This window comes from Arthrobacter stackebrandtii (genome assembly GCF_017876675.1).
Lineage (GTDB): Bacteria > Actinomycetota > Actinomycetes > Actinomycetales > Micrococcaceae > Specibacter > Specibacter stackebrandtii.
The window spans coordinates 4,043,301-4,064,917 of sequence record NZ_JAGIOI010000001.1 but is presented as its reverse complement, the minus strand read 5'-3'; the positions used below and the strand labels follow the sequence as shown (position 1 = coordinate 4,064,917).

Here is a 21,617-nt window from a genome sequence, read left to right as displayed (position 1 = left end):
CGGTGGCAATGGGATGCAGTCTCTGGCCCGCCGAGCTGGTGGGGCAGTACCGCGATCGCGGCTACTGGACCGGCGAGCGCCTGGACGCCGTCGCAGCCAGGTTTGCCCGCACGGTTCCGGACCGGATTGCCCTGGTTGATGAGACGGAACGGATTGGATACGGGGAGCTCGAACGGCGCATTTCCGCCCTGGCCTCCGGGTTCGCAGCCCAAGGCATCCGCCCGGGGGAGCGGGTGCTGCTCCAGTTGCCCAACCGGGTCTCTTTCATTGTTTCCGCCATGGCACTGATGCGGGCCGGGGCCGTCCCGGTCTACCTGCTGCCGGCCCACCGCATTAGCGAATTGGCGGCCATTGCCGTCCAGGCCGCCCCCGTGGCGTACATTGGCCCGGCGGTGCATGCCGGCTTCGACTACCGGGAGCTGGCCGGCGCCTTGTCCCAGGGGATCCCGGGCGGGCTGCAGCTGATCATTGATGGCACCCCCGGCGAGGGGCAGGTGGCGCTGGAGGCTGTGGCACGCAACGGTGCCGCACTGGCGCAGCAAACAGTGCCTGTGGACACCACGGCACTGGCGTTCCTCCAGCTCTCCGGCGGAACCACCGGCACCCCCAAGCTCATTCCCCGCAGCCATGACGACTACCTCTACTCTGTTCGGCGCAGCGTCGAGATTTGTGGCTTCGATGACGAGACGGTCCTGCTGCTGGTGCTGCCCGCGGCCCACAACTTCCCCATGAGCTCCCCGGGATTCCTTGGCGCACTTTTGGCCGGCGGCAAGGTGGTCCTGGCCGGCAACGGCTCACCGGATCTGGCCTTCCCGCTCATTGAACGAGAGCAGGTCACATGCGTTCCGCTGGTGCCGCCGCTGGCCCTGGCCTGGACCCGGGCCGCCCGCACCTCCACACCGGATCTGAGCAGCCTGGAAACCGTCCAGGTGGGTGGGGCGAAATTCCTGCCGGGTGCCGCCGTCGAACTTCAAGAGGTCCTGGGGGTGCAGCTGCAGCAGGTCTTCGGCATGGCCGAGGGGCTGGTTTGCTACACCCGCGCCGACGACGACGCCGTCACTGTGGCGCAAACACAGGGGCGGCCCATGAGTGAGGCAGACGAGGTGCTGATCGTTGACGACGCAGGCCAGCCCGTGGCCCCGGGGGATCCCGGGCACCTGCTCACGCGCGGGGCGTACACCATCCGCGGCTACTACAAGGCGGACGAGCACAATAAGACTGCCTTCACCGCTGATGGCCACTACCGCACGGGGGACATTGCCCGGCAGCTTCCCGGCGGGCACCTGGTGGTGGAGGGCCGCAGCAAGGACCAGATCAACAGGGGCGGGGAAAAGATCTCCGCCGAGGAGGTCGAGGACCACCTGCTGGCACACCCGCGGGTCCACGACGCCGCCCTTGTTGCGGTGCCGGATCCGTTCCTCGGCGAGATTTCCTGTGCCGTGATCGTGCCCGACGGCGTGGCCCCCAGCCGGGCGGAGATCGTCACCTTTGTGCGCGGCCGCGGCGTCGCGGCGCACAAGGTCCCGGACCGGGTCCACATTGTGCCGGACTTTCCCCTGACGGGCGTTGGCAAGAACAGCCGGGCGGAACTGCGCCGCGCCCTTGCCGCCCAACTCAACCCCACAGCCTGAACCCCAGCAACAACGACAAAACTATTGACACGCAAAGGACTGACCATGCGCAACGACCTTCCCCAATCCATCTCCTATGAGCTTCCGGCCACGGCCGAACTGCCCCGGCGCTGCGTGCCGTGGGCCCCGGACCCCTCCCGGTCGGCACTGCTGGTGCATGACATGCAGCAGCACTTCCTGCGCCCCTACGGCGCAGGGCAGGAGCCGGGCCGGTCGCTGCTGGCCAATATTGGCCGGCTGCTCACGCTGGCACGGGAGCTGAACATCCCCGTTTTCTACACGGCACAGCCCCCGCACCAGCAGCCGGCGGACCGCGCCCTGCTGACAGATTTTTGGGGACCCGGCATCGGCTCCAATGAGGAGGGTGCCCGCATTGTTGAAGTGCTGGCGCCGCAGCCGCAGGACACCGTGCTGACCAAGTGGCGCTATTCGGCCTTCCAGCGCTCAAACCTGGCCGAAACACTGCACGCCGCAGGCCGGGACCAGCTCGTCATCACCGGCGTCTACGCCCATATTGGTTGCCAGGTCTCTGCCGCGGACGCCTTCATGCATGACATCCAGCCCTTCATGGTGGCCGACGCCGTGGCCGACTTCACCGCCGCCCACCACGCCCAGGCGCTGGAGTGGGTGGCCGGGCGCTGCGGGGTGGTCACCGGAACCGACGAACTGGCCGCCGCATGGTCGGGCGCCACGGAAACGCCCGTGCCCGTGAGTGAGCTGGTCCGCAGCCGCGTGGCCGAGCTCATGTACATGGACGCTGCCGACATTGGCGACCACGACAACCTGCTGGAACTGGGGCTGGACTCCATCCGCATCATGGACCTGGTGGAGACGTTGCGAGCGGATGGCCTGGAGGTTTCCTTTGAAACCCTGGCCGCTGCGGCCACCGTGCGGGAGTGGGCCGCCGCCCTTGAAGGCCAGGCACCGGCACTGCAGGGGGCAGGGGCATGAGCGCGGCGGGCAACCCCTTTGACAATGACGAAGGCGTGTTTCTGGTCCTGGCCAACGCCGAGGGCCAGCACAGCCTGTGGCCGGAGTTTGTCCCCGTCCCGCTGGGCTGGCACGCCATCCATGGCCCCGACTCCCACACAGCCTGCAACGACTACATCGAGCGACACTGGACCGACCTGAGGCCGCTGAGCCTGCTCGGCCAGATCCTCGCCACCGTGTCCCGCTAGCCCCCACCGACAGGAAAACCCATGGCAACGCCGTCACCGTCCACCCTTGAACTGCCCACACCCGGGCCGGAAGCCAGCCACGTGCTGCCCCTGGTCGGAGCCCAGCCGGGCATTTGGTATGCCCACCATCTCGAGGGGGAGCGCGCCAGCAGCTACAACGTGGCCCGCAGCACCGCCATCGAGGGAAAGCTCGACGCCGCGGCCCTCACCGAAGCAGTGGCCCTGGGCCTGGCGGCGGTAGACACCCTGGGATTCGCCTTTGGCGAAGTTGAAGGTGCGCCCGCCCAGTGGCCCGCACACAGCGGCCGCGAGCCGCTGGAGCTCGTTGACCTGCGCGGACAGGGAACGGCAGTTGCGGAACAGCTCATGGCGGCCGACCTGGCCACCCCCGTCTCCCTGGAAGGTGGCGGGCCGCTGTACCGCCACGTGCTCATGCAGATGGGGGACACGCAGTGGCTCTGGTACCAGCGCTACCACCACATCCTGTTGGACGGCTACAGCTTCACCGCCATCACCCGCCACATCCTGGAACACTATCGTGCGCTGGTTCAGGGCCGCACGGCGCCGCCCTCGACATTCACCCCGACCCGCGATGTGGGTGGCGCCGAGGCCAGCTACCGGAGGTCGGAACATGAGGAGGCAGACGCAATGTTCTGGCGCGACTACTGCCGGGAGCTGCCCCCGGGCACCAGCCTTGCCGTCCCCGAATCCCGCACGGAAGCCATCACCGGCGCCTCGGGAAGCAGGTGTGCCGAGGCGCGCCTTAATGCCCGGCTCGGCGAGGGCATTGCCGCCCTGGCCAGGGAGAACAAGGTGAGCTGGGCGGATGTGGTGAGCGCCGGCGTCGGCAGCTACGTGGCCCGCATGGCAGGTTCCACCGACGTGGTCCTGGGCGTGCCGTTCATGGGCCGCATGGGCACAGCGGCGCTGAATGCGGCAGCCCCCGTAGTGGCCGTCATGCCGCTGCACCTGCAGTTCACGCCCAGTGCCGGGCTGGGCCGCGCAGCCGCGGCCACGGCGTCGGCCCTGGCCCGGATCCGCCCGCACAGCCGTTACGGGGCCGAACAGCTCCAGCGCGACCTGGGCATGGTGGGCGGCGGCACTGCCCTGTACGGAACCGTGCTGAACCTGAAGATTTTCGAATACCCGTTCGAACTGCCGGGTGCCACGCTGCGCACCAACCACCTCTCCGCCGGCCCCGTGGACGATCTCGAGGTGTCCGTATACAGGAACGGCGGCGAGATTGTCCTGGAACTCGAGGCAGCCTCCGGCCTGTACACACAACTGGAGGTGGAACTGCACGCCCGCCGGCTGGCGCACTGGCTTGAAGAACTCGTGGAGACGGGCCAGCCCTTGGCGGACGCAGTACTGCCCCTGCCGGAGGAACTGGGCCGGATCCAGGGGGACTGGGGCAGGGGGCCGCGCCTCGCCCCCGGCGCCGGCACCATCACAGGCCTGCTGGACGCCCACGCCGCAGCGCACCCGCACGAGACGGCCCTGTCCGATGCAGGAGGAAGCCTGACCTTCGCCGGGCTGTCCGCGCGCACCAACGCACTGGCCCGGGCGCTCATCTCCCGCGGCGTGGGCCCGGGGACCGTTGTGGCCATCGCACTGCCGCGCTCCATGGACACCGTCGTGGCCATTTCCGCTGCGCTCGCAGCCGGCGCCGCCTACCTGCCCCTTGACCTGGACTACCCCGGCGAGCGCCTTGCCTACATGCTCCAGGACGCCGCTCCCCAGATCCTGCTGACCGCGTCAACGGTCCAGCCAGGCATTGCCTTCGACGGTTCCACCCTCACCCTGGACACCCCCGACATCGCCCGGGAACTGGCCGGGCAGGCAACTGCGCCCGTCACGCAGCAGGACAGGTTGCGGCCCCTCCACCCTGCCGATCTTGCCTACATTATCTACACCTCCGGCTCCACGGGACGGCCCAAGGGAGTCATGACCACCCATGAGGGACTCGCCAATCTCCTGGCCGTCCACGGGGCCGGGGTTTTTGGGGAAACCGTGGACGCGCTCGCAGGCCGCCGCGTGCGGGCCGGGCACAGCGCCTCCTTCTCCTTTGATTCCTCCTGGGAGCAATTGATCTGGCTGTTCCTGGGGCACCGCTTGCACGTGCTCGACGACGAACAGCGCCGCGACCCGCAGGCCATTGTGGAGGTGATCCGGGACCAGCGGATCGACGCCATTGACATCACCCCGTCCCTGGGCACCCAGCTGCTGGACTGCGGCCTTCTGGCGCCGGGTGAGCACCACCCGGCGCTGGTGCTCTTCGGCGGCGAGGCCGCCCCGCCGTCGTTGTGGCAAGCCCTGCGCGCCGCCCCCGAAACACGCAGCCACAACTTCTACGGACCCACCGAATACACGGTGGACACCCTGGGCGCCGGTGTTGCCGATTCGCCGCATCCGGTGGTGGGCCGGCCCATCGGCAACACCCGCGTGCATGTGCTCGATTCCCGCCTGTGCCCCGTGCCACCGGGTGCGGTGGGGGAGCTGTACATCTCCGGCCCCGGCCTGGCCCGCGGCTACCTGGGCCGCCCCTCCCTGACCGCCTCCCGGTTTGTGGCCGACCCCCTCATGCCCGGTGCGCGGATGTACCGCACGGGCGACCTGGTCCGCTGGCAGCTGGACGGCCAGCTTGACTACCTCAGCCGCGCCGATGACCAGGTGAAAATTCGCGGCCACCGGGTGGAACTTGGCGAGGTCGAGGATGCGCTGGGCGCACTGCCCGGGGTGGCCGCCGCAGTGGTCATTGCCGAACAACTTGGCCAGACCAGCCGGCTCGTGGGCTACTACGTGCCCGGACACGATGCTGCGCCGGTGGATGCCGCCGCCCTTCGTTCCGGGCTGGCCGCCACCGTGCCGGACTACATGGTCCCCGCCGTGCTGGTGCCCCTTCCCGTCCTTCCCCTGACCGTCAACGGCAAGGTGGACAAGGCCGCCTTGCCAGCACCTAGCACCGAGCCCAGTGAGCCGGGCCGCGCCCCGGCCAACGCCCGCGAGGACCTGCTGTGCACCGCCATTGCCGCCGTGCTGGGCCGGGAAGCAGTGGGCGCCGACGACGACTTTTTTGTCCTTGGCGGCGACAGCATCTCCGCCATGGCCGTGTGCGGGGCGGCCCGCCGCGCCGGCTGGGCGTTGCGTCCCCGCGACATCTTTGCCCGGCGCACTCCCGCCGCACTGGCCGCCGCCCTTGAACCCCTGCATCAGGACGTCCGCCAGGATGTGGCAGCAGAGGGCGATGTCCCCCCGCTGCCCATCCAATGCTGGCTGGGCAGCACGGCCGGGCTGGACGCACACTACGCACAGGGTGTCTGCGTCAGCGTCCCGCAGGAATTGACGCAGGAGATCCTCCGGCAGGCCCTCACGGCACTGCTGCGCACCCACCCCGCCCTGCGCGCCCAGCTGCGCAACGGCATGCTGCACATCCCAGGCAGGGAGACCATCGACGCTTCCCGCACCACCATGGACCTGTCGGGGATGCCCGGCACCACCGCCAGCTCTGCTTTCCACGCGGCGGCCCAGTTGCTGGACCCCGAGGGCGGCGCCATGGTCCAGGCCGTGCTGCTCGACGGCGTGCCTGTCCAGCCCGCGGAGCCCGGCGCCCGGCTGCTGGTGCTGGCCATCCACCACCTCGTGGTCGACGGCGTCTCCTGGCGCACGCTGCTGCCGGACCTCGAGCAAGCCGTACAGGCATTGTTGGCCGGCCGCACGCCGCAGTTGGAGCCCGAACAAACCTCGCTGCGGCACTGGGGCAGCCGCCTCCACGCACAGAAGGAGGCACGGCGCGCGGAACTGCCGCACTGGCTCGACCAGCTGCGCGGCGGCCCCGACCCGCTGGGCCGCGGCACCATGGACCCCGTGCTGGACACGCAGGCCACGGCAGGCAGCAGCCGGATCCTGCTCAGCGAGGAAGCCACCACGGCCATCCTCTCCGCCCTGCCAACAGCGTTCCAGGCCACGGTTGAGGAGACGTTGCTGGCCGTCACGGTGCTGGCCGCGGCGCACCACTTCGGCGTGGACGCCCTGGCCATGACCCGCGAATCCCACGGACGCCACAGCGACACCCTGGACCTGGAGCGGACAGTTGGTTGGCTGACTGCCGAACATCCCATCCACGTGGCACTCGACGGCCTCGACACAGCCGTGTTGCTGGCCGGCGGCGGCGATCCCGCAGCCGTGCTGCGCGCCGTCAAGCAGGCCGTCCGGGCCACCCCCGGAGACGGCCTCGGCTACGGCATCCTGCGCCACCTTGATGCCCGCGAGCAAGCAGGCCTTGTCGCCGCGTCCGCACAGAACCCGCCGGCGTTGTTGGTCAACTACCTTGGCCGCTTCAGCTCCCACGGTGGACACTTCACCCCCGTGCAGGCCGGCGGCTCCTTCGCCGACACCTTCGCCGTCAGCCAGGACGCCACCATGCCGCTGGCCCACCCGCTGGAACTGAACGCGTTCCTGGACGGAACCCGGCTGGCCCTGTGCTGGAGCTGGGCCTCCCGGCTGCTCAACGAGGCAGATGCCAGTGCCGTGACTGCCGGCATGGAACAGGCCGCCACGGCACTGGCGGAGTTCGCCGCAGCCCAACCCCGCAAGGCAGCCGCCACCCTGGTGCCGGCCGACGTCAGTGGCACAGTTCTGGACGCCGCCGGGCTGAACCGGCTCCAGGAAAGCCACGGCCCTGCGCTTGCGGTGTTGCCGCTGGGGCCGTTGCAGCAGGGGCTGCTGTTTCACGAACAGCTCGGCGGCGACGCCGGCAGCTACAGTTCCGTCACCGTCATGGAATTCACCGGTCCCGTGGACACGGGACGCCTGCGGACTGCGCTGGAACACCTGGTTGACACCCATCCCCAACTTGGGGCTTCGTTCAACACCACGGCAGGTCCCGTTCCCGTGCAGTACATCGGCCACCCGGCCTTCCGCCGGCCCGTGGACTTCCAGGAGTCCTCGGTGCCGGCAGGCGGTGACGGCCCCGCCGAGACCCTGGCCCTGGAACGTGCCGAGGCCGCACGCAGCTTCACCGTGGAGCGCGGTCCACTGCTCACCGCCCGCCTGGTCCGCTGGGCCGACGGATCCGCCCGGCTGGTGCTCAACGCCCACCACCTGCTGGTGGACGGCTGGTCAACACCGCTCATGGTCCAGTCCCTGCTGGATTGCTACAATACCGGCCGCCCCGCTGCGGCCACCACCCTGGCCGGCTATGCCGCGGCCTGCGCACAACGCATCCCCGCCTCCGCCGACAGGGACGCCTGGGCGGCGGCCTTCGCCGGTGCCACCCCAACCCTTGCGGAAGGCACGCTGGTCACCGCCGCAGAAGGCGGTGAGCCGGCCACGATCTGCCTGGACCTGGATGCCGCCTTCACCCGCCGCCTGGCGGAAGCCGCACAGCGGCACGGTGCCACCCACAATTCCATCTTCGCCCTGGCCCACGCACTGCTGCTGGGCGAACTGACGGGACGGACCGACGTCGTCTTCGGCACCACCGTCTCCGGCCGCGAGGACCAAGCCGTCCAGGACGTGGTGGGGCTGTTCACCAACACGGTGCCCGTCCGCGTGCAGCTGGACCCGGCCGGCACACCTGCCGGACACCTGGCCGCACTGCAGACCCACCAGTCCGAACTGCGCGAGCATGCCACGCTGGGCCTGGGCGAAATCCAGGCGCTGGCCGGCACAGGAACGCTGTTCGACACCTTGTTTGTCATGGAAAACTACCCGGCGCAGGAGGCATCCGAACGGCCGGGCCCGGACGCCCTGGCCGTGTCTGGGCTGCGAAACCGCGGCTACACCCACTACCCCCTGACCGTGCTGGTCCTGCCGGCAGGGCAGGGGTACCAGGTGGTCCTTGAACACCGCCTGGGTGAGGCTGCCGGTGCTGCCATCCTGCCCCGCTTCCAGGCGGCACTGGAAAAGATTATCGAAGCCGGACAGCAGCCCCTGGCCGCCACCACGGCACTGCTTCCGGACGAGCGCACCGTCCTGGCGGAGGCCAACTACAGCAACCGCGATGTCCCGGAAACCACCATCCGGGACCTGCTGGCAGTGGGCGCCGCCGCATTTGGGCCGGCCGCTGCCCTGCAGGACGGTGCGCAAAGCCTCAGCCACGCCGAGCTGCGCGGGCGCGTCCTGGAACTGGCGGGCAGGCTGCGGACCGCAGGCGTGCGCACCGGCGACATTGTGGCCGTGTCCATTCCGCGCTCGGCCCACCTGAGCATTGCGCTGCTGGCCGTCATCGAGGCCGGTGCCGCGTACCTGCCGCTGGACACCGGCTACCCGGCCGAGCGGCTCGCGTACATGTTGGCGGACGCGGCCCCCGCGGCCGTGCTCACCACGGCGGGACGTGCCGGCGGGTTCCCGCCCGGCATGGTGAGCGTCCTGGCTGACGAACCGGCTGGCAATGGGCCGTTGGCTGCACAGGGCCCGGCCGGCTGGCGCGCCCAGGTTGCCGCGGAACTGACCCCCGGCCACCCGGCCTACATCATCTACACCTCCGGCTCCACGGGCCAACCCAAGGGGGTGGTGGTGCCGCACAGCGCCATTGCCAACCGGCTGCTTTGGATGCAGCACGAATACCCCATCGGGGCCGGGGATGTGGTCCTGCAAAAGACGCCCTCCAGCTTTGACGTATCCGTCTGGGAGTTCTTCTGGCCCTTCCTGGCCGGTGCAGCACAGCTGGTTGCCCCGCCTGAAGCGCACAAGGATCCCGTGGAGCTCCATGCCTTGATGAGCCGTGGCGCCGTCACCACGGTGCACTTTGTGCCGTCCATGCTCGCCGCTTTTTTGGCCGCACACGGTCACTCCATGAAACCGCTGCCGGCCCTGCGCCACGTTTTTTGCAGCGGCGAGGCACTGCCGCGGGAGCTGTCGGCCGCTGCCGAACAGTTGCTTGGGGTGCCTGTGCAAAACCTGTATGGCCCCACGGAGGCCGCGGTGGATGTGTCCTTCCATTCCGGCGCCCGGGCGGTGCCCGGGCAACTGGGCGCAGGAGTCCCCATTGGCCGCCCCGTATGGAACACGCAGCTGCATGTGCTGGATTCCATGCTGCGCCCGGTAGCCCCGGGCGTGGCAGGCGAGCTCTACCTGGGGGGCGTGCAACTGGCCACCGGTTACCTGGGCCGCCCCGCCCTGACAGCCGGACGGTACATTGCCAACCCCTTTGGCAACGGCACCCGCCTGTACCGCAGCGGCGACATTGTGCGGCGTTTGCCTTGCGGCGCCCTGGAATACCTGGGCCGCGCGGACGACCAACTCAAGATCCGAGGCCAACGCATGGAGCTCGGTGAAATCGAGGCGGTCCTGGCGGCTACCCACGGCGTGGAGGCGGCCGTGGTGGCCGCGAAATCATCCGCAGCGGCCACCGGCCCGGCCGGTGCCGATGCCCGGATCCTTGTGGCCTACCTGGTGCCGTCCAATAACGACGCCGGGGATCCTGCGGCGGCTGCCGGGCAGGCCCTCCCGGCCCGCGGCAGGGAGGCTTGCGAACGTGCCCTGCCGGCACACATGGTGCCGGTGCACTGGATCCTGTTGGACGCCCTGCCGTTGACCAGCAACGGAAAACTGGACCGCAGGGCGCTGCCCGAGCCAGTCATCACCGGCGGCACGGGCCGTGAGCTGCGGGAAGGACTGGAACAGACCGTGGCGGCAGCCTTCACGGAGGTGCTGGGCGTGCCTGCCACCAATGCCGGGGATGACTTCTTTGCCCTGGGCGGGCACTCCCTGCTGGCCATGGCACTGGCTGCACGGCTCAGCCGCTTACTGGACCGGCAGGTTGCCGTGGGCACGGTCATGGCCGCCAGCACCGTGGAGGGCCTGGCCCGGCGCATTGCGGAGAAATCCGATGGCATGGAGGCACTTGGCGAGGTCCTGCCCATCCGCACCGGCAGCACCTTGCCCTTGTTCTGCATCCACCCGGCCTCCGGGTTCGCCTGGCAGTACCGCGCCCTGGCCCGCCACCTCGATCCCGCCCAAACCCTGGTGGGGCTGCAGTCACCGCGCCCCGGAGGTCCGCTCGCCACTGCCGCCACCATGGCCGAGGCCCATGAACGGCATTACAACACCATCCGTTCGGTGCAGCCCCACGGCCCCTACAGCCTCCTTGGCTACTCGCTCGGCGGCACCATCGCCCACGCCGTGGCAGCCCGGCTGGCGGCCGAAGGGGAAGCCGTGGCCTTCCTGGGACTGTTGGACACCTATCCTCCCGAAGGCCAAGACTGGGGCTCCGGAGCCGAGGAGGAAGTTGCGGCCGAAGCCGAACGCGAACAACTGGAGCAGGGGCCCGGCGGCACCACAGCCGAACAGGCAGCCATGGCCCGGGACATTGTGGAGAACTACCGCGACTCCGTCAGGCTGCTCTCCCGCGCCGCAACCGGCAGATTCCCGGGCCGTGCGCAGCTGTTCACGGCAACCCGGACCATCCCGGACGGGCATGACCCCGCCCGCGCCTGGGCAGGCCACATTGGCAACCTGGACATCGAACCCATCGACTGCTCCCACGAAGACATCCTCGCCCCCGAAACACTCTCCGTGCTCGGACCCCTGCTGGCGGCCCTGCTGGCCCACGGCGGGGGCGCCGGCACCCAAGGAAAGGCAACACCATGAGCAAACAATCAACAGAGGCCAATCCCATCCGGCTTGTCATGCACCCACTGGTGCCGCGGCTGCTCCACGTGGCGGGCATTGAAACCCTGACACCGTCCATGCGGCGGATCACGCTGGCCGGCCTGGCTGCGGAAGCACCGTTTCCATTCACGCCCATGGCCACCTCCGACCACGTCAAGCTCGTGTTCCCGGAGACGGAAACCGGGGAAATCCACCTGCCGACGGTTGCCGATGACAGGCTCGCCATGCCGGAGGGGCGGCCGCGCCCCATCTTCCGCGACTACACGGTGCGTGCGCATGACGGCGACGCCGGCACCTTGGACATAGACTTCGTCCTGCACCGGCACGGCCCCGCCGGACGCTGGGCGATCGGGGCGAAACTGGGCGACCCCCTGGGCGTACTGGGACCCCGTGGGTCCCACATCTACCCAAGTGACTTTGACCAGTTCCTGATAGCCGGGGATGAAACAGCTGTGCCTGCCGTGGCGCGCTGGCTCGAGGAACTGCCACGCGGGGCACAGGCCACGGTCCTGGTCAGCGTGGCCTCCCGGGCAGAGCAGCCCGCATTGCCGCGCAGGGCCGGCACAACTGTCACCTTCCTGGACCGTTCGGTGCACGGCGCCGGTGTCCTGGCAGCGGCATTTGCCGCCGTCGTGCCGGGCCCGGGCCGGTTGTTCGTCTGGGCGGCAGGGGAGGCCGGCTCGCTCAAGCCCATCCGCCGGCACGTGCGCGAGGTCTTGCAGCTGCCACCGACGCACGCAGACATTGACGGCTACTGGAAGGTTGGCGTGGAAGGCCTGGACCACCATGTCCAGGACGGCGATGACTGAGCCGGCCAAGGGAAGGCTGCTGCCCAGCGGGCTGGTGATTGACACCAGCCCACTGCGCAGCAGTCCGGCTTTTAGGCGCATCTTCATTGCCCGCACCATCTCCATCTTCGGGCTGGGCATGCTGGCGGTCGCCGTGCCGCTGCAGATCTTTGAACTGACAGGATCAACACTTCAGGTGGGCGCCGCGGCAACAATCGAGGGCATCTGCGCCTTCGCCGGGCTGCTGGTGGGCGGCGATCTCGCCGACAGGTTTGACCGAAAGCGCATCATTGTCTTTTCCCGGGTGGTGGGCGGCAGCGGATTCGCACTGCTGGCCATCAACGCCTGGCTGCCCGAACCCTCCGTCGCTGCCATCTACGTGGTGGGTGGCGTGGACGGCTTCTTCGGCGCACTCAGTGTCACGGCCCTCATGGCCGTCACACCCACACTGGTGCCACGGAACAAGCTTGCCGCGGCCGGGGCACTGAACATGCTCACGGTGCGGCTGGGCACCATGGCCTCACCCGCGCTGGGCGGAGCCATCATTGCCGTGGCCGGTGTGGGCTGGAACTATGCATGCGCGGCCGCTGCAACACTGGTGACCATCACGCTGCTGACGGGGCTGCCCAGCCTGCCGCCGGACCGGTCCGGGCCGCGCCGCCACCCGGTGAGGACAGCCGTGGAGGGCGCTGTGTTTGTCTACCGGCAGCCGGTGGTCCGTGGCGTGGTGCTGCTCGGCACGCTGCAGACCATGGCCTCCGGGGTTCGGATCATGCTGCCTGCCCTGGCTGCAACCTCACTCGGCGTGGGGCCGCAGGGGACGGGCCTGCTGTTTGCGGCTGTGCCCTGCGGGGCGGTGTTGGCAACCTTGCTCAGCGGCTGGACCACCACAACTCGGCGGCCCGGGCGTTCCATGGCCCTGCTGTCCGTGGCCTCATTCCTGGCCCTGGCGGTGTTGGGCCTGTGCACCGGCCTGCCCGCGGCCCTGATGATGCTGACCCTGTTCGGCGCGCTAGCCTCGATGAGCGGCATCCTGCAGTACGCGCTGGTCCAGGCCCACACCCCTGACCGCATGCTGGGCCGCGTCAATGCGCTCTGGATGGCCCAGGAGGTGGGTGGCGATTCCATCGGCGCCCTCGGACTGGGCGGCCTGGGCCGCGCCGTGCCCGCAGCCACCGCCGTGGTGCTGTTCGGAGGCGCCGCTGCCGTGCTGGGGTTGGCCGGAATGGCCGGTTTTGGGGCATTGCGCCGGACCGGGCCCGTAGGCGGGGACGACGCCGGCAGCCCGCAGCAGCCCGCGAGAACCGCCGCAGCGGGCATCCCGTGACACCGGGCGCCGAGGTGTGGATCTGCCGGGGCACGCCGGAAGTTGCCATGGACGCGGCCTGGCTTAGCGAAGGCGAACGGGCTTGCATTGCTGCCAAAAGGCTGCCGGCCGACCGTGCAAGATCGGCGGCCGCACGGATTCTGCTCAAGCGGCTGCTGGCCGCTGAGTTCGGCATCGACCCCGGCACGGTGCAACTCCTGGCGGCTGGCGGGCGCGGGACCAGGCCTGAGCTGGCCTGGGTCCGGCAGCCCGGCGGTCCACCGGGGCTGAGTGCCAATGTCTCCCATGCGGGGGACGTGGTGGTGGTGGCGGTGGCCCGTGGCGGAATGGTCGGGGTGGATGTGGAACAGCACTGCGCCACCGGCTTTGACGGGTTTGACCAGGTGGCACTGTCGGTGCCGGAAAGGGACTTGGTGGCTGGGACGCTGCCGGCTCTGCAGCCGCAGCTGCGGACGGACCTTTGGGTCCGCAAGGAGGCCGCACTGAAGGCCGTGGGCGAGGGTCTGCGGCGCGATCCCGCCGAACTGTGTTTTGCCGGCAGCGTGCTGGGGAGCAGGGCAGTCAACGTCCACAGCGGGGTTGCTGTGCAACTGCTCGAAGCTGCAGTGGAGTGCTCGGCGGCTGTTGCGGTGGTGGGCGCGTCGAGCCTCAGGTGCCACGAAATACCTGAACCTTCGGCACCTGCGAATAATTACGCAATAAAAACATGGCCATTTAGAGAGTTAGGTAAGGCTATGCTAAGTTTTTCCACGGCAAGCGCGGCCAGGCCGGCGCTTGAAACATCCGGACAATTCCGTCCACACGCCTACCCGGCACCATCAACTGAGGAGACACAACTGTGAAGTTCCAACGCAAGATCCTGCCCCTGCTGGCGGCCGTGGCGGCCGCCGGAATCGCCCTGAGCGGCTGTTCCGGCTCGGCGGACGCCACCTCCGGCAGCGCCGGGGCAAGCGCCCCGGCCAGCCAGGGGGAGTGGCCCCGCACCGTCAAGCACGAATCCGGCGAAACAGTCATCCCGGCCAAGCCCAAGAACATTGCCTCCACCTCGTTGAGCGTTACGGGCACCCTGCTGGCCATCGACGCCCCGGTCACCAGTTCCGCAGCCACGAACCCCAGTGACGTCACCGACAGCCAGGGCTTCTTCTCGCAGTGGGCCACTGTGGCCACCGAGCGCAAGGTCGGCGTGCTGTACCCGGCCCTGGAATTCGACCTTGAAGCTGTGGTTGCCGCCGCCCCCGACCTCATTGTGGTTTCCACCTCGGGCGCCGACAGTGCCGCAGACCACTACAAGGAACTCAGTGCCATTGCCCCCACCATTGTGGTGAACTACGGCAGCCAGTCCTGGCAGGACTTGGCTGCCGAACTGGGCGAGGCCACGGGCCAGGAGGCTGCCGCCAGCGCCGCAGTGGCCAAGTACGACGCCCACGTGAAGGACGTCGCCGCCAAGATCAAGCTCCCCGAGGGCGAATCCAACATCATCAGCTTCAACGGCGCAGGCCAGGACAATGGCGTGGCCAAGCAGGGCGGCTCGCATGCCGATGTGCTGGAATCCCTCGGCTTCAAGATCGCCGACATCCCCGAGGGCCTGGACACCAGCGCCCAGCCCCGCCAGGACTTCGCCTTCATCTCCTTTGAAAACCTGACCAGGGCAGCCACCGGAAACACGGTGTTCCTCCTGGCAGCGGACAATGCCATGGTGGAAGCCTTCAAGGGGGAAAAGGTTTTGGCGAACCTGCCTTCGGTCAAGTCCGGCCAGGTGGTTGCCATGGGACCGACCTCGTTCCGCCTGGACTACTACAGCTCAACCCAGCTGGTGGACCTGCTGGGTGAGACCTTCAGCTAGCCCCATCCGCAAACAAGACGCTCCCTCACTTGATGGCTGCCCCGAGAACCGCGGCCACCTGGTGAGGGGGCGTTCTCCATTCGGCCAGCCGTGCCAACGACGTGCCGCGCGTGGTTGCCCCTTTGGTCCGGTCCCGCACTTGGCCGGCCACCACGGGTGGCTGGCCGCCGGCGCCGCAGCAGCTAACGGGGTGTTTTCTCCGACGCGGCGGCAGCCTCGACGCTCTTCTTCCGCTCCAGCAGCGCGAGCATGGGGAAGAGCAGGACGGACAGCATGCCGGCGCCCACCAGCGCCGTGGAGGTTCCGGAAGTGAGGATGCCCCGGTCCAGGCCGATCGCCGTCACGGCCACAATGATCGGCAGCCCGGTTGCACCAAACAGGACGATGGCGCGCTTGTCCCTGCTACTGGACCCCACAGGGACGGCGAGCAGGTTCGGCAGGCCGCGGACCACCAGGATCAAGACCAGGAAGATCGGCACCAGGGCCAGTGTCTTGGGGTCCGACAACAATGCGTCCAGGTCAAAGGTGACACCGGTGTAGACAAAGAAGACGGGGACCAGGAAGCCGAAGGCCACCCCGTCCAGCTTGTGCTCAACGACTTCGCGGTCGTGCGGGGCGGCACCGGAGATCAGCACCCGCCACAGGATGCCCGCGGCAAAGGCACCCAGCAGCATGTCCAGGCCAAACACCAGGCTCAGGCCCACCAGCAGCGCCACGATGAGCAGCACGAGCCGGACGGCGAACTGGCCGCTTGAATGCAAAGTGGCGTTGACCAGCCGCAGCAGTGTGCGGTTCTCGCTGCGCCCGGTCATCCAAATGGCCAGGCCGGAAATCGCCACGAACATCGCCAGGACCACAACGGATGAGCCAAGGGAATGCCCGCTCAGAAACAGCGAAATGGCCAGCAGCGGCCCAAACTCGCCCACAGTTCCAATCGCGGTGACCGCCTTGCCGAACGGCGTCGAAAGCTCGTTGGCGTCTCGCAGCACCGGAAGCAGCGTGCCCAGCGCCGTTGATGCCAGGGCGACGCCGATGAAGACGCCGGCGGGCACGGTGGGGGCCAGCAGGATGCCCACCACCACACCGCCCGCGAGCGATATCAGCCATGCAATGCTCGAGCGCTTGAGGGGCCTGCCCTTGATGGCACCGAAATTGATCTCGTTGCCGGCCATGAAAAACAGCATGGCGAGGCCGAGGTTGGAGAGCACACCGACGAACTCCGAGGGTTCCACCCACCCCAGCAGGCCCGGCCCAATCATGATGCCCAAGGCAATCTCGAACACCACCAGCGGAACCTTCGCCACCCTGCCCACAAGGTCCGCAAGGAGCGGGGCTGCGGCGGCCACAAGCGGTATGAGAATCAGGCTAGTCAATAGAGCATCCACGGGCGGTTCCTTCAGCCGGATTGAAACTGTCGTTCCCAGTTTGTCAGCTCGCGGACCTGCCGCCAACGATGCCGACGCACGGAAATCACGACGGCGGCGCCCGCTTTGGTGCCTGCCGCCTTTGACACGGTCCGAGGCAGCACGGCGGCAAGCGGCGGCTCCACCCCGAGAAACCCCAAAATTCCGCGGAATCCAGCGAGTTTTGCCGCTTCGGGCCTGCATGCTACTCTGGCACTATTCCACGGGCCTCCCGGCATGTTCTCTTGCCGGTTGCAGATAACGGGTGGAGACTTAGATCCGTTAGTTCCACAGGAGGAATGTATGCATTTGACGCCCCGTGAGCAGGAAAAGCTCATGATCGTTGTCGCCGCTGATTTGGCCCGCCGCCGACAAGGCCGGAACTTGAAACTCAACCATCCCGAGGCCGTCGCCATCCTCACCTACGAACTGATTGAAGGAGCCCGCGACGGCCGCACGGTTGCCGACCTCATGAGCTGGGGGAGCACCATCCTTTCCCGCTCCGACGTCATGGACGGAGTGCCGGAAATGATCAAGGACGTCCAGGTCGAGGCCACCTTCCCCGACGGCACCAAGCTCGTCACAGTGCACAACCCCATCCGCTGACACCAGCCGCGCGCCAAAGGAGCAAGCCATGATTCCCGGGGAATACATTCTCAGCGAACCGCCCATCCTGTGCAACGCCGGCCAGGATGCCACCCAACTCTCCGTCGTCAACCGCGGCGACCGGCCCATCCAGGTCGGCTCGCACTACCACTTCGCCGAGGTCAACGACGCCCTTGAATTCGACCGCCCCGCCGCGTACGGCCGCCGCCTGGACATTCCCGCAGGCACCGCCGTCCGCTTCGAACCCGGGGACCCCAAGACCGTCAACTTGATCGAACTGGCCGGAACACGCCAGGTGTTCGGCTTCCGCGACCAGGTCAACGGGAAGCTCGACGGCGGCACCGCCGGCCCGGGTGCCGCGCAGGCGCTCCCCGGCCGGTCGCCGTCGACCCAGGCACAGCCGGAAACCCCCGCAGCAACAACCGATAAGGACGGACAATGAGCTTTGAACTGAGCCGCAAGCAGTACTCCGACCTTTACGGACCCACCACCGGCGACGCCATCCGCCTCGCCGACACCGAACTCTTCCTCGAAATCGAGCACGACTACACCCGGTACGGGGAGGAAGTGGTCTACGGCGGCGGCAAGGTCATCCGCGACGGCATGGGCCAAAACGGCCAGCGAACCCGCGACGAGGACATCCCCGACACCGTCATCACGAACATCATCGTCCTGGACTGGACCGGCATCTACAAGGCTGACGTGGCCCTGCGCGACGGCCACATCTTCAAGATCGGCAAGGCCGGCAACCCGGACATTTCCGACGGCGTGGACATCACCATCGGCGTCGCCACCGACATCATCGCCGGCGAAGGCAAGATCATGACCGCCGGCGGCATCGACACCCACGTGCACTTCGTCAGCCCCGACCAGGTCCCCGTGGCCCTGGCCGGCGGCGTCACCACGCTTATCGGCGGCGGCACCGGCCCGTCGGAGGCCAGCAAGGCCACCACGGTCACGCCCGGCAAATGGCATATCTCCAAGATGCTCCAGGCGGTGGACAACCTGCCCATCAATGTGGGCCTGCTCGGCAAGGGCCACGCCAGCGCCCGCGAACCGCTCGCCGAACAGGTCCGTGGCGGCGTCATCGGGCTGAAGGTCCACGAGGATTGGGGCGCCACCCACTCAAGCATCGACATGTCGCTAAAGATCGCCGACGAATTCGACATCCAGGTCGCCATCCACTCCGACACCCTCAACGAATTCGGCTTCGTGGAGGACACCATCAAGGCCATCGACGGCCGTGTCATCCACACCTTCCACACCGAAGGTGCCGGCGGCGGGCACGCCCCGGACATCATCAAGGTGGCCGGCCTGCCCAACGTGCTCCCGGCCTCCACCAACCCCACCCTGCCCTTCACCGTCAACACCATCGACGAGCACCTGGACATGCTCATGGTCTGCCACCACCTCAGCCCGGACATCCCGGAGGACGTGGCCTTCGCCGACTCCCGCATCCGCAAGGAAACCATCGCGGCCGAGGACGTGCTGCACGACATGGGCATCTTCTCCATCACCTCCTCCGACTCCCAGGCCATGGGCCGCGTGGGCGAGGTGGTCCTGCGCACCTGGCAGGTGGCCGACGCCATGAAGCGCCAGCGGGGGAAGTACGACGACGACCCATCAGTGGGCGACAATGCCCGACTGAAGCGCTTTGTTGCGAAATACACGATCAACCCGGCCATTGCCCACGGCATCTCCGACTATGTGGGCAGCATCGAGGAAAGCAAGTTTGCCGACCTCGTCATCTGGGAGCCGGCATTTTTTGGCGTGAAGCCGGAGATGGTGATCAAGGGCGGGCAGATGGTCATGTCCATCATGGGCGACCCCAACGGATCCATCCCCACCCCGCAGCCGCGCACCTTCCGGCCCAACTTCGCCACCCTCGGCAGGGCGGTGCATTCGTCCTCGATTACCTTCATGTCCCAGGCCGCCGTCGACGCCGGCGTTCCCGCCGAGCTGGGACTGGCGCACGAGGTGCGCCCGTGCCACGGCATCCGCACCCTGACCAAGGCGGACATGAAGCACAACGGCGAAATGCCAAGCATCTTGGTGGATCCCGAAACCTACGAAGTGCGCGTTGACGGCGAGGTCGTCACGGCCGAACCCTCCAGCGTGCTGCCCATGGCCCAGCGCTACTTCCTCTTCTAACAGACAGACTTCCCGCACCGCCAACTTCTCTATGTATTAAGGAGAACCATTGATTATTGAAGCCATTCTTGGCAACAAGTTTGACCCCGCAACAGAAACCTTCAACCCCGCCGACCTGGAAAAATTGCACGAGGAACGCGTCGTGCTGCCCTCGGCCCAGCTGGTCAAGCGCATCCAGCGCGTCACCACCGACCACGGCCGCGAGCTTGGCATCCGGCTCAACGGTGAGAACGCGCCCGACCTCCGCGATGGCGACGTCCTCTACCTTGACGGCAAGGACGCCATCATCATCTCCGTGGAGCACACGGACGTCCTGGTCATCGCCCCGGAATCCGTCAAGGAGATGGGCGTGGTGGCACACAATCTTGGCAACCGGCACATGCAGGCCCAGTTCTTCGGTGACGACAGCGACTACGGTGCCCAGGTCATGGTTCTCGCCTACGACCACACCGTGGAGGACTACCTCAAACATGTGGGCGTCCCCTACTCACGCCGGGAACGCGTCATGCCCGTGCCGTTCCGCCACGCCGAACACACGCACTGACATGGGGGCCGCACCCAGCTACCTGCTGCCGCTGCTGCAGCTGAGCGACTCGGCCCTGCCAACCGGAGCATTCAGCCACTCGCTCGGAATGGAAACGCACCTCCACCAGGGGATGGTCCACGACGAGGACAGCTTTGCGAACTGGCTCACCCAGTTCATCCGCATCCAGCTGGTCCACTCCGACGGGCTCGCCATCCGCTTCGTCTACGAGGCAGAATCCCCGGCGGAGCTGTTCCGCGTCGACCGGGAGGTGCACGCATCCGCCCTGCCCCGGGAGATCAGGGAGGCCGGGGTGAAGATGGGTGCGCGCATGCTGGACATTGCCCGCGCGGTCTTCCCCTGCGAAGACCTTGAGGAATACGCGGCGGCGGTTGGTTCGGGGGAGTGCGCGGGACACCCTGCGCTGGCCTTCGCCATCGCAGGGAAGAACCTGGGCGTGCCGCTGGAGGAACTGCTGACCACGTACTTGTTTTCTGCTGTCACCTCACTGACGCAAAACGCCATCCGCGGCATTCCGCTTGGCCAGAACGCCGGCCAGCGTGTCCTTGCCGCCGCGCACCGGGAGGTGCGCGACGCCGTCGCGCTTGTGCAGGAGTTGGAACGGGAGGACTTCGGCATCACGGCGCCGGGCCTGGAAATTGCCCAAATGCAGCACGAACGCCAGAGGGCAAGAATGTTCATGTCCTGACCACCACCGACGCCGCATCAGATAAGTCGCGTTTTTCCCCGACGCGGCATCAGATAAGTCGATGTTTCGACGAACGCCGCATCACATTGGCCGGCAGCACGGAACCGGGGACCACAAACTTAGACAAAAGGAGCACCAAATGAAACCCATCAAGATTGGCATTGGCGGACCCGTTGGCGCCGGCAAGACCCAGCTCGTGGAGCGCCTCACCCGCGCCCTGGACGGGGAGGTCTCCAGCGCGGCGATCACGAACGACATCTACACGATCGAGGACGCGAAGATCCTGGCCGCGAACGGCGTGCTGCCGCTGGACCGCATCATCGGCATTGAAACGGGCGGCTGCCCGCACACCGCCATCCGCGAGGACACCTCGATGAACTCGGCCGCCGTGGAAGAGCTGGAGGCGCGGCACCCGGACCTGCAGGTCATCTTCATCGAGTCCGGCGGCGACAACCTCTCGGCCACGTTCAGCCCGGAGCTGGTGGATTTCTCGGTCTACATCATCGACGTGGCGCAGGGGGAGAAGATCCCGCGCAAGGCGGGGCAGGGCATGATCAAGTCCGACCTGTTCATCATCAACAAGACGGACCTGGCCCCGTATGTGGGCGCCGACCTGTCTGTCATGGAGGCCGACACCCTCGAATTCCGCGGCAACAAGCCGTACTGCTTCACGAACCTCAAGACCGACGACGGGCTGGAGCACGTCATCAACTGGCTCAAGCGAGATGTGCTCATGCTTGACCTGGCGAACTAGGGCCGCCGGTGGCTGAGCTTGGGCCCACGGCCGCGAGGGTTCCGCCGCGAGCTCGCGAGTGGTGGGAGCGGCTGGGGGGCGAGCCCCGCAG

The 21,617-nt window shown here is 67.8% G+C and carries 15 protein-coding genes; 14 read left to right on the top strand and 1 reads right to left on the bottom strand.

Going from position 1 to position 21,617, the window contains the following annotated elements:
* Positions 1–8: 8 nt before the first annotated feature.
* Genes JOF48_RS17790 through fepB form a run of 8 tightly spaced genes read left to right on the top strand, consistent with a single transcriptional unit; the run spans position 9 to position 15,380 of the window.
* Positions 9–1,631 carry a (2,3-dihydroxybenzoyl)adenylate synthase gene (locus JOF48_RS17790; RefSeq protein ID WP_209683097.1) on the top strand — a complete coding sequence of 541 codons (1,623 nt, stop codon included), beginning with the start codon at positions 9–11 and terminating at the stop codon, positions 1,629–1,631.
* Positions 1,632–1,676: 45 nt separating this feature from the next.
* A complete protein-coding gene (locus JOF48_RS17785; protein ID WP_209683094.1) occupies positions 1,677–2,582 on the top strand; it encodes an isochorismatase family protein in 906 nt (301 codons plus the stop codon).
* Positions 2,579–2,809 (top strand): MbtH family protein, encoded by a 231-nt coding sequence (locus JOF48_RS17780; RefSeq protein ID WP_209683091.1) that lies wholly within the window; start codon positions 2,579–2,581, stop codon positions 2,807–2,809. The genes JOF48_RS17785 and JOF48_RS17780 overlap by 4 nt, the downstream gene beginning before the upstream one ends.
* Before the next feature lie 21 nt (positions 2,810–2,830).
* Complete coding sequence (locus tag JOF48_RS17775) at positions 2,831–11,401, top strand: amino acid adenylation domain-containing protein (protein ID WP_209683077.1); 8,571 nt, start codon at positions 2,831–2,833, stop codon at positions 11,399–11,401.
* A complete protein-coding gene (locus JOF48_RS17770) occupies positions 11,398–12,231 on the top strand; it encodes a siderophore-interacting protein (protein ID WP_209683075.1) in 834 nt (277 codons plus the stop codon). Before JOF48_RS17775 ends, JOF48_RS17770 begins: the two co-directional genes overlap by 4 nt.
* On the top strand, positions 12,224–13,537 hold the full coding sequence (entS, locus tag JOF48_RS17765; protein ID WP_209683072.1) for an enterobactin transporter EntS: 1,314 nt from the start codon (positions 12,224–12,226) through the stop codon (positions 13,535–13,537). Before JOF48_RS17770 ends, entS begins: the two co-directional genes overlap by 8 nt.
* A 47-nt stretch (positions 13,538–13,584) precedes the next feature.
* Positions 13,585–14,379 carry a 4'-phosphopantetheinyl transferase family protein gene (locus JOF48_RS17760; RefSeq protein WP_209683069.1) on the top strand — a complete coding sequence of 265 codons (795 nt, stop codon included), beginning with the start codon at positions 13,585–13,587 and terminating at the stop codon, positions 14,377–14,379.
* A complete protein-coding gene (gene fepB / locus JOF48_RS17755; RefSeq protein ID WP_342591293.1) occupies positions 14,376–15,380 on the top strand; it encodes a Fe2+-enterobactin ABC transporter substrate-binding protein in 1,005 nt (334 codons plus the stop codon). The genes JOF48_RS17760 and fepB overlap by 4 nt, the downstream gene beginning before the upstream one ends.
* A gap of 182 nt (positions 15,381–15,562) precedes the next feature.
* On the opposite strand, the gene JOF48_RS17750 is transcribed toward fepB, so the two are convergent.
* The gene (locus JOF48_RS17750) at positions 15,563–16,753 is read right to left on the bottom strand and encodes a cation:proton antiporter (protein WP_245346598.1); all 1,191 of its coding nucleotides are present in this window, start codon (positions 16,751–16,753) and stop codon (positions 15,563–15,565) included.
* 333 nt (positions 16,754–17,086) lie between these two features.
* On the opposite strand from JOF48_RS17750, the gene JOF48_RS17745 reads away from it, so the two are divergent.
* The 6 genes from JOF48_RS17745 (at position 17,087) to ureG (ending at position 21,526) form a co-directional block, all read left to right on the top strand.
* The gene (locus tag JOF48_RS17745) at positions 17,087–17,389 is read left to right on the top strand and encodes an urease subunit gamma (protein WP_209683063.1); all 303 of its coding nucleotides are present in this window, start codon (positions 17,087–17,089) and stop codon (positions 17,387–17,389) included.
* A 28-nt stretch (positions 17,390–17,417) separates the two neighbouring features.
* Positions 17,418–17,831: an urease subunit beta gene (locus JOF48_RS17740; RefSeq protein WP_209683060.1), complete on the top strand. Its 414-nt coding sequence runs from the start codon at positions 17,418–17,420 to the stop codon at positions 17,829–17,831.
* The gene (gene ureC / locus JOF48_RS17735) at positions 17,828–19,540 is read left to right on the top strand and encodes an urease subunit alpha (RefSeq protein WP_209683046.1); all 1,713 of its coding nucleotides are present in this window, start codon (positions 17,828–17,830) and stop codon (positions 19,538–19,540) included. The genes JOF48_RS17740 and ureC overlap by 4 nt, the downstream gene beginning before the upstream one ends.
* A gap of 49 nt (positions 19,541–19,589) precedes the next feature.
* Positions 19,590–20,084 (top strand): urease accessory protein UreE, encoded by a 495-nt coding sequence (gene ureE, locus JOF48_RS17730; RefSeq protein WP_209683043.1) that lies wholly within the window; start codon positions 19,590–19,592, stop codon positions 20,082–20,084.
* Position 20,085: 1 nt separating this feature from the next.
* Positions 20,086–20,772, top strand: coding sequence for an urease accessory protein UreF (locus tag JOF48_RS17725; RefSeq protein WP_209683041.1), 687 nt, complete (start codon positions 20,086–20,088; stop codon positions 20,770–20,772).
* 139 nt (positions 20,773–20,911) lie between these two features.
* Positions 20,912–21,526 carry an urease accessory protein UreG gene (ureG, locus tag JOF48_RS17720; protein ID WP_209683038.1) on the top strand — a complete coding sequence of 205 codons (615 nt, stop codon included), beginning with the start codon at positions 20,912–20,914 and terminating at the stop codon, positions 21,524–21,526.
* Positions 21,527–21,617 lie beyond the last annotated feature (91 nt).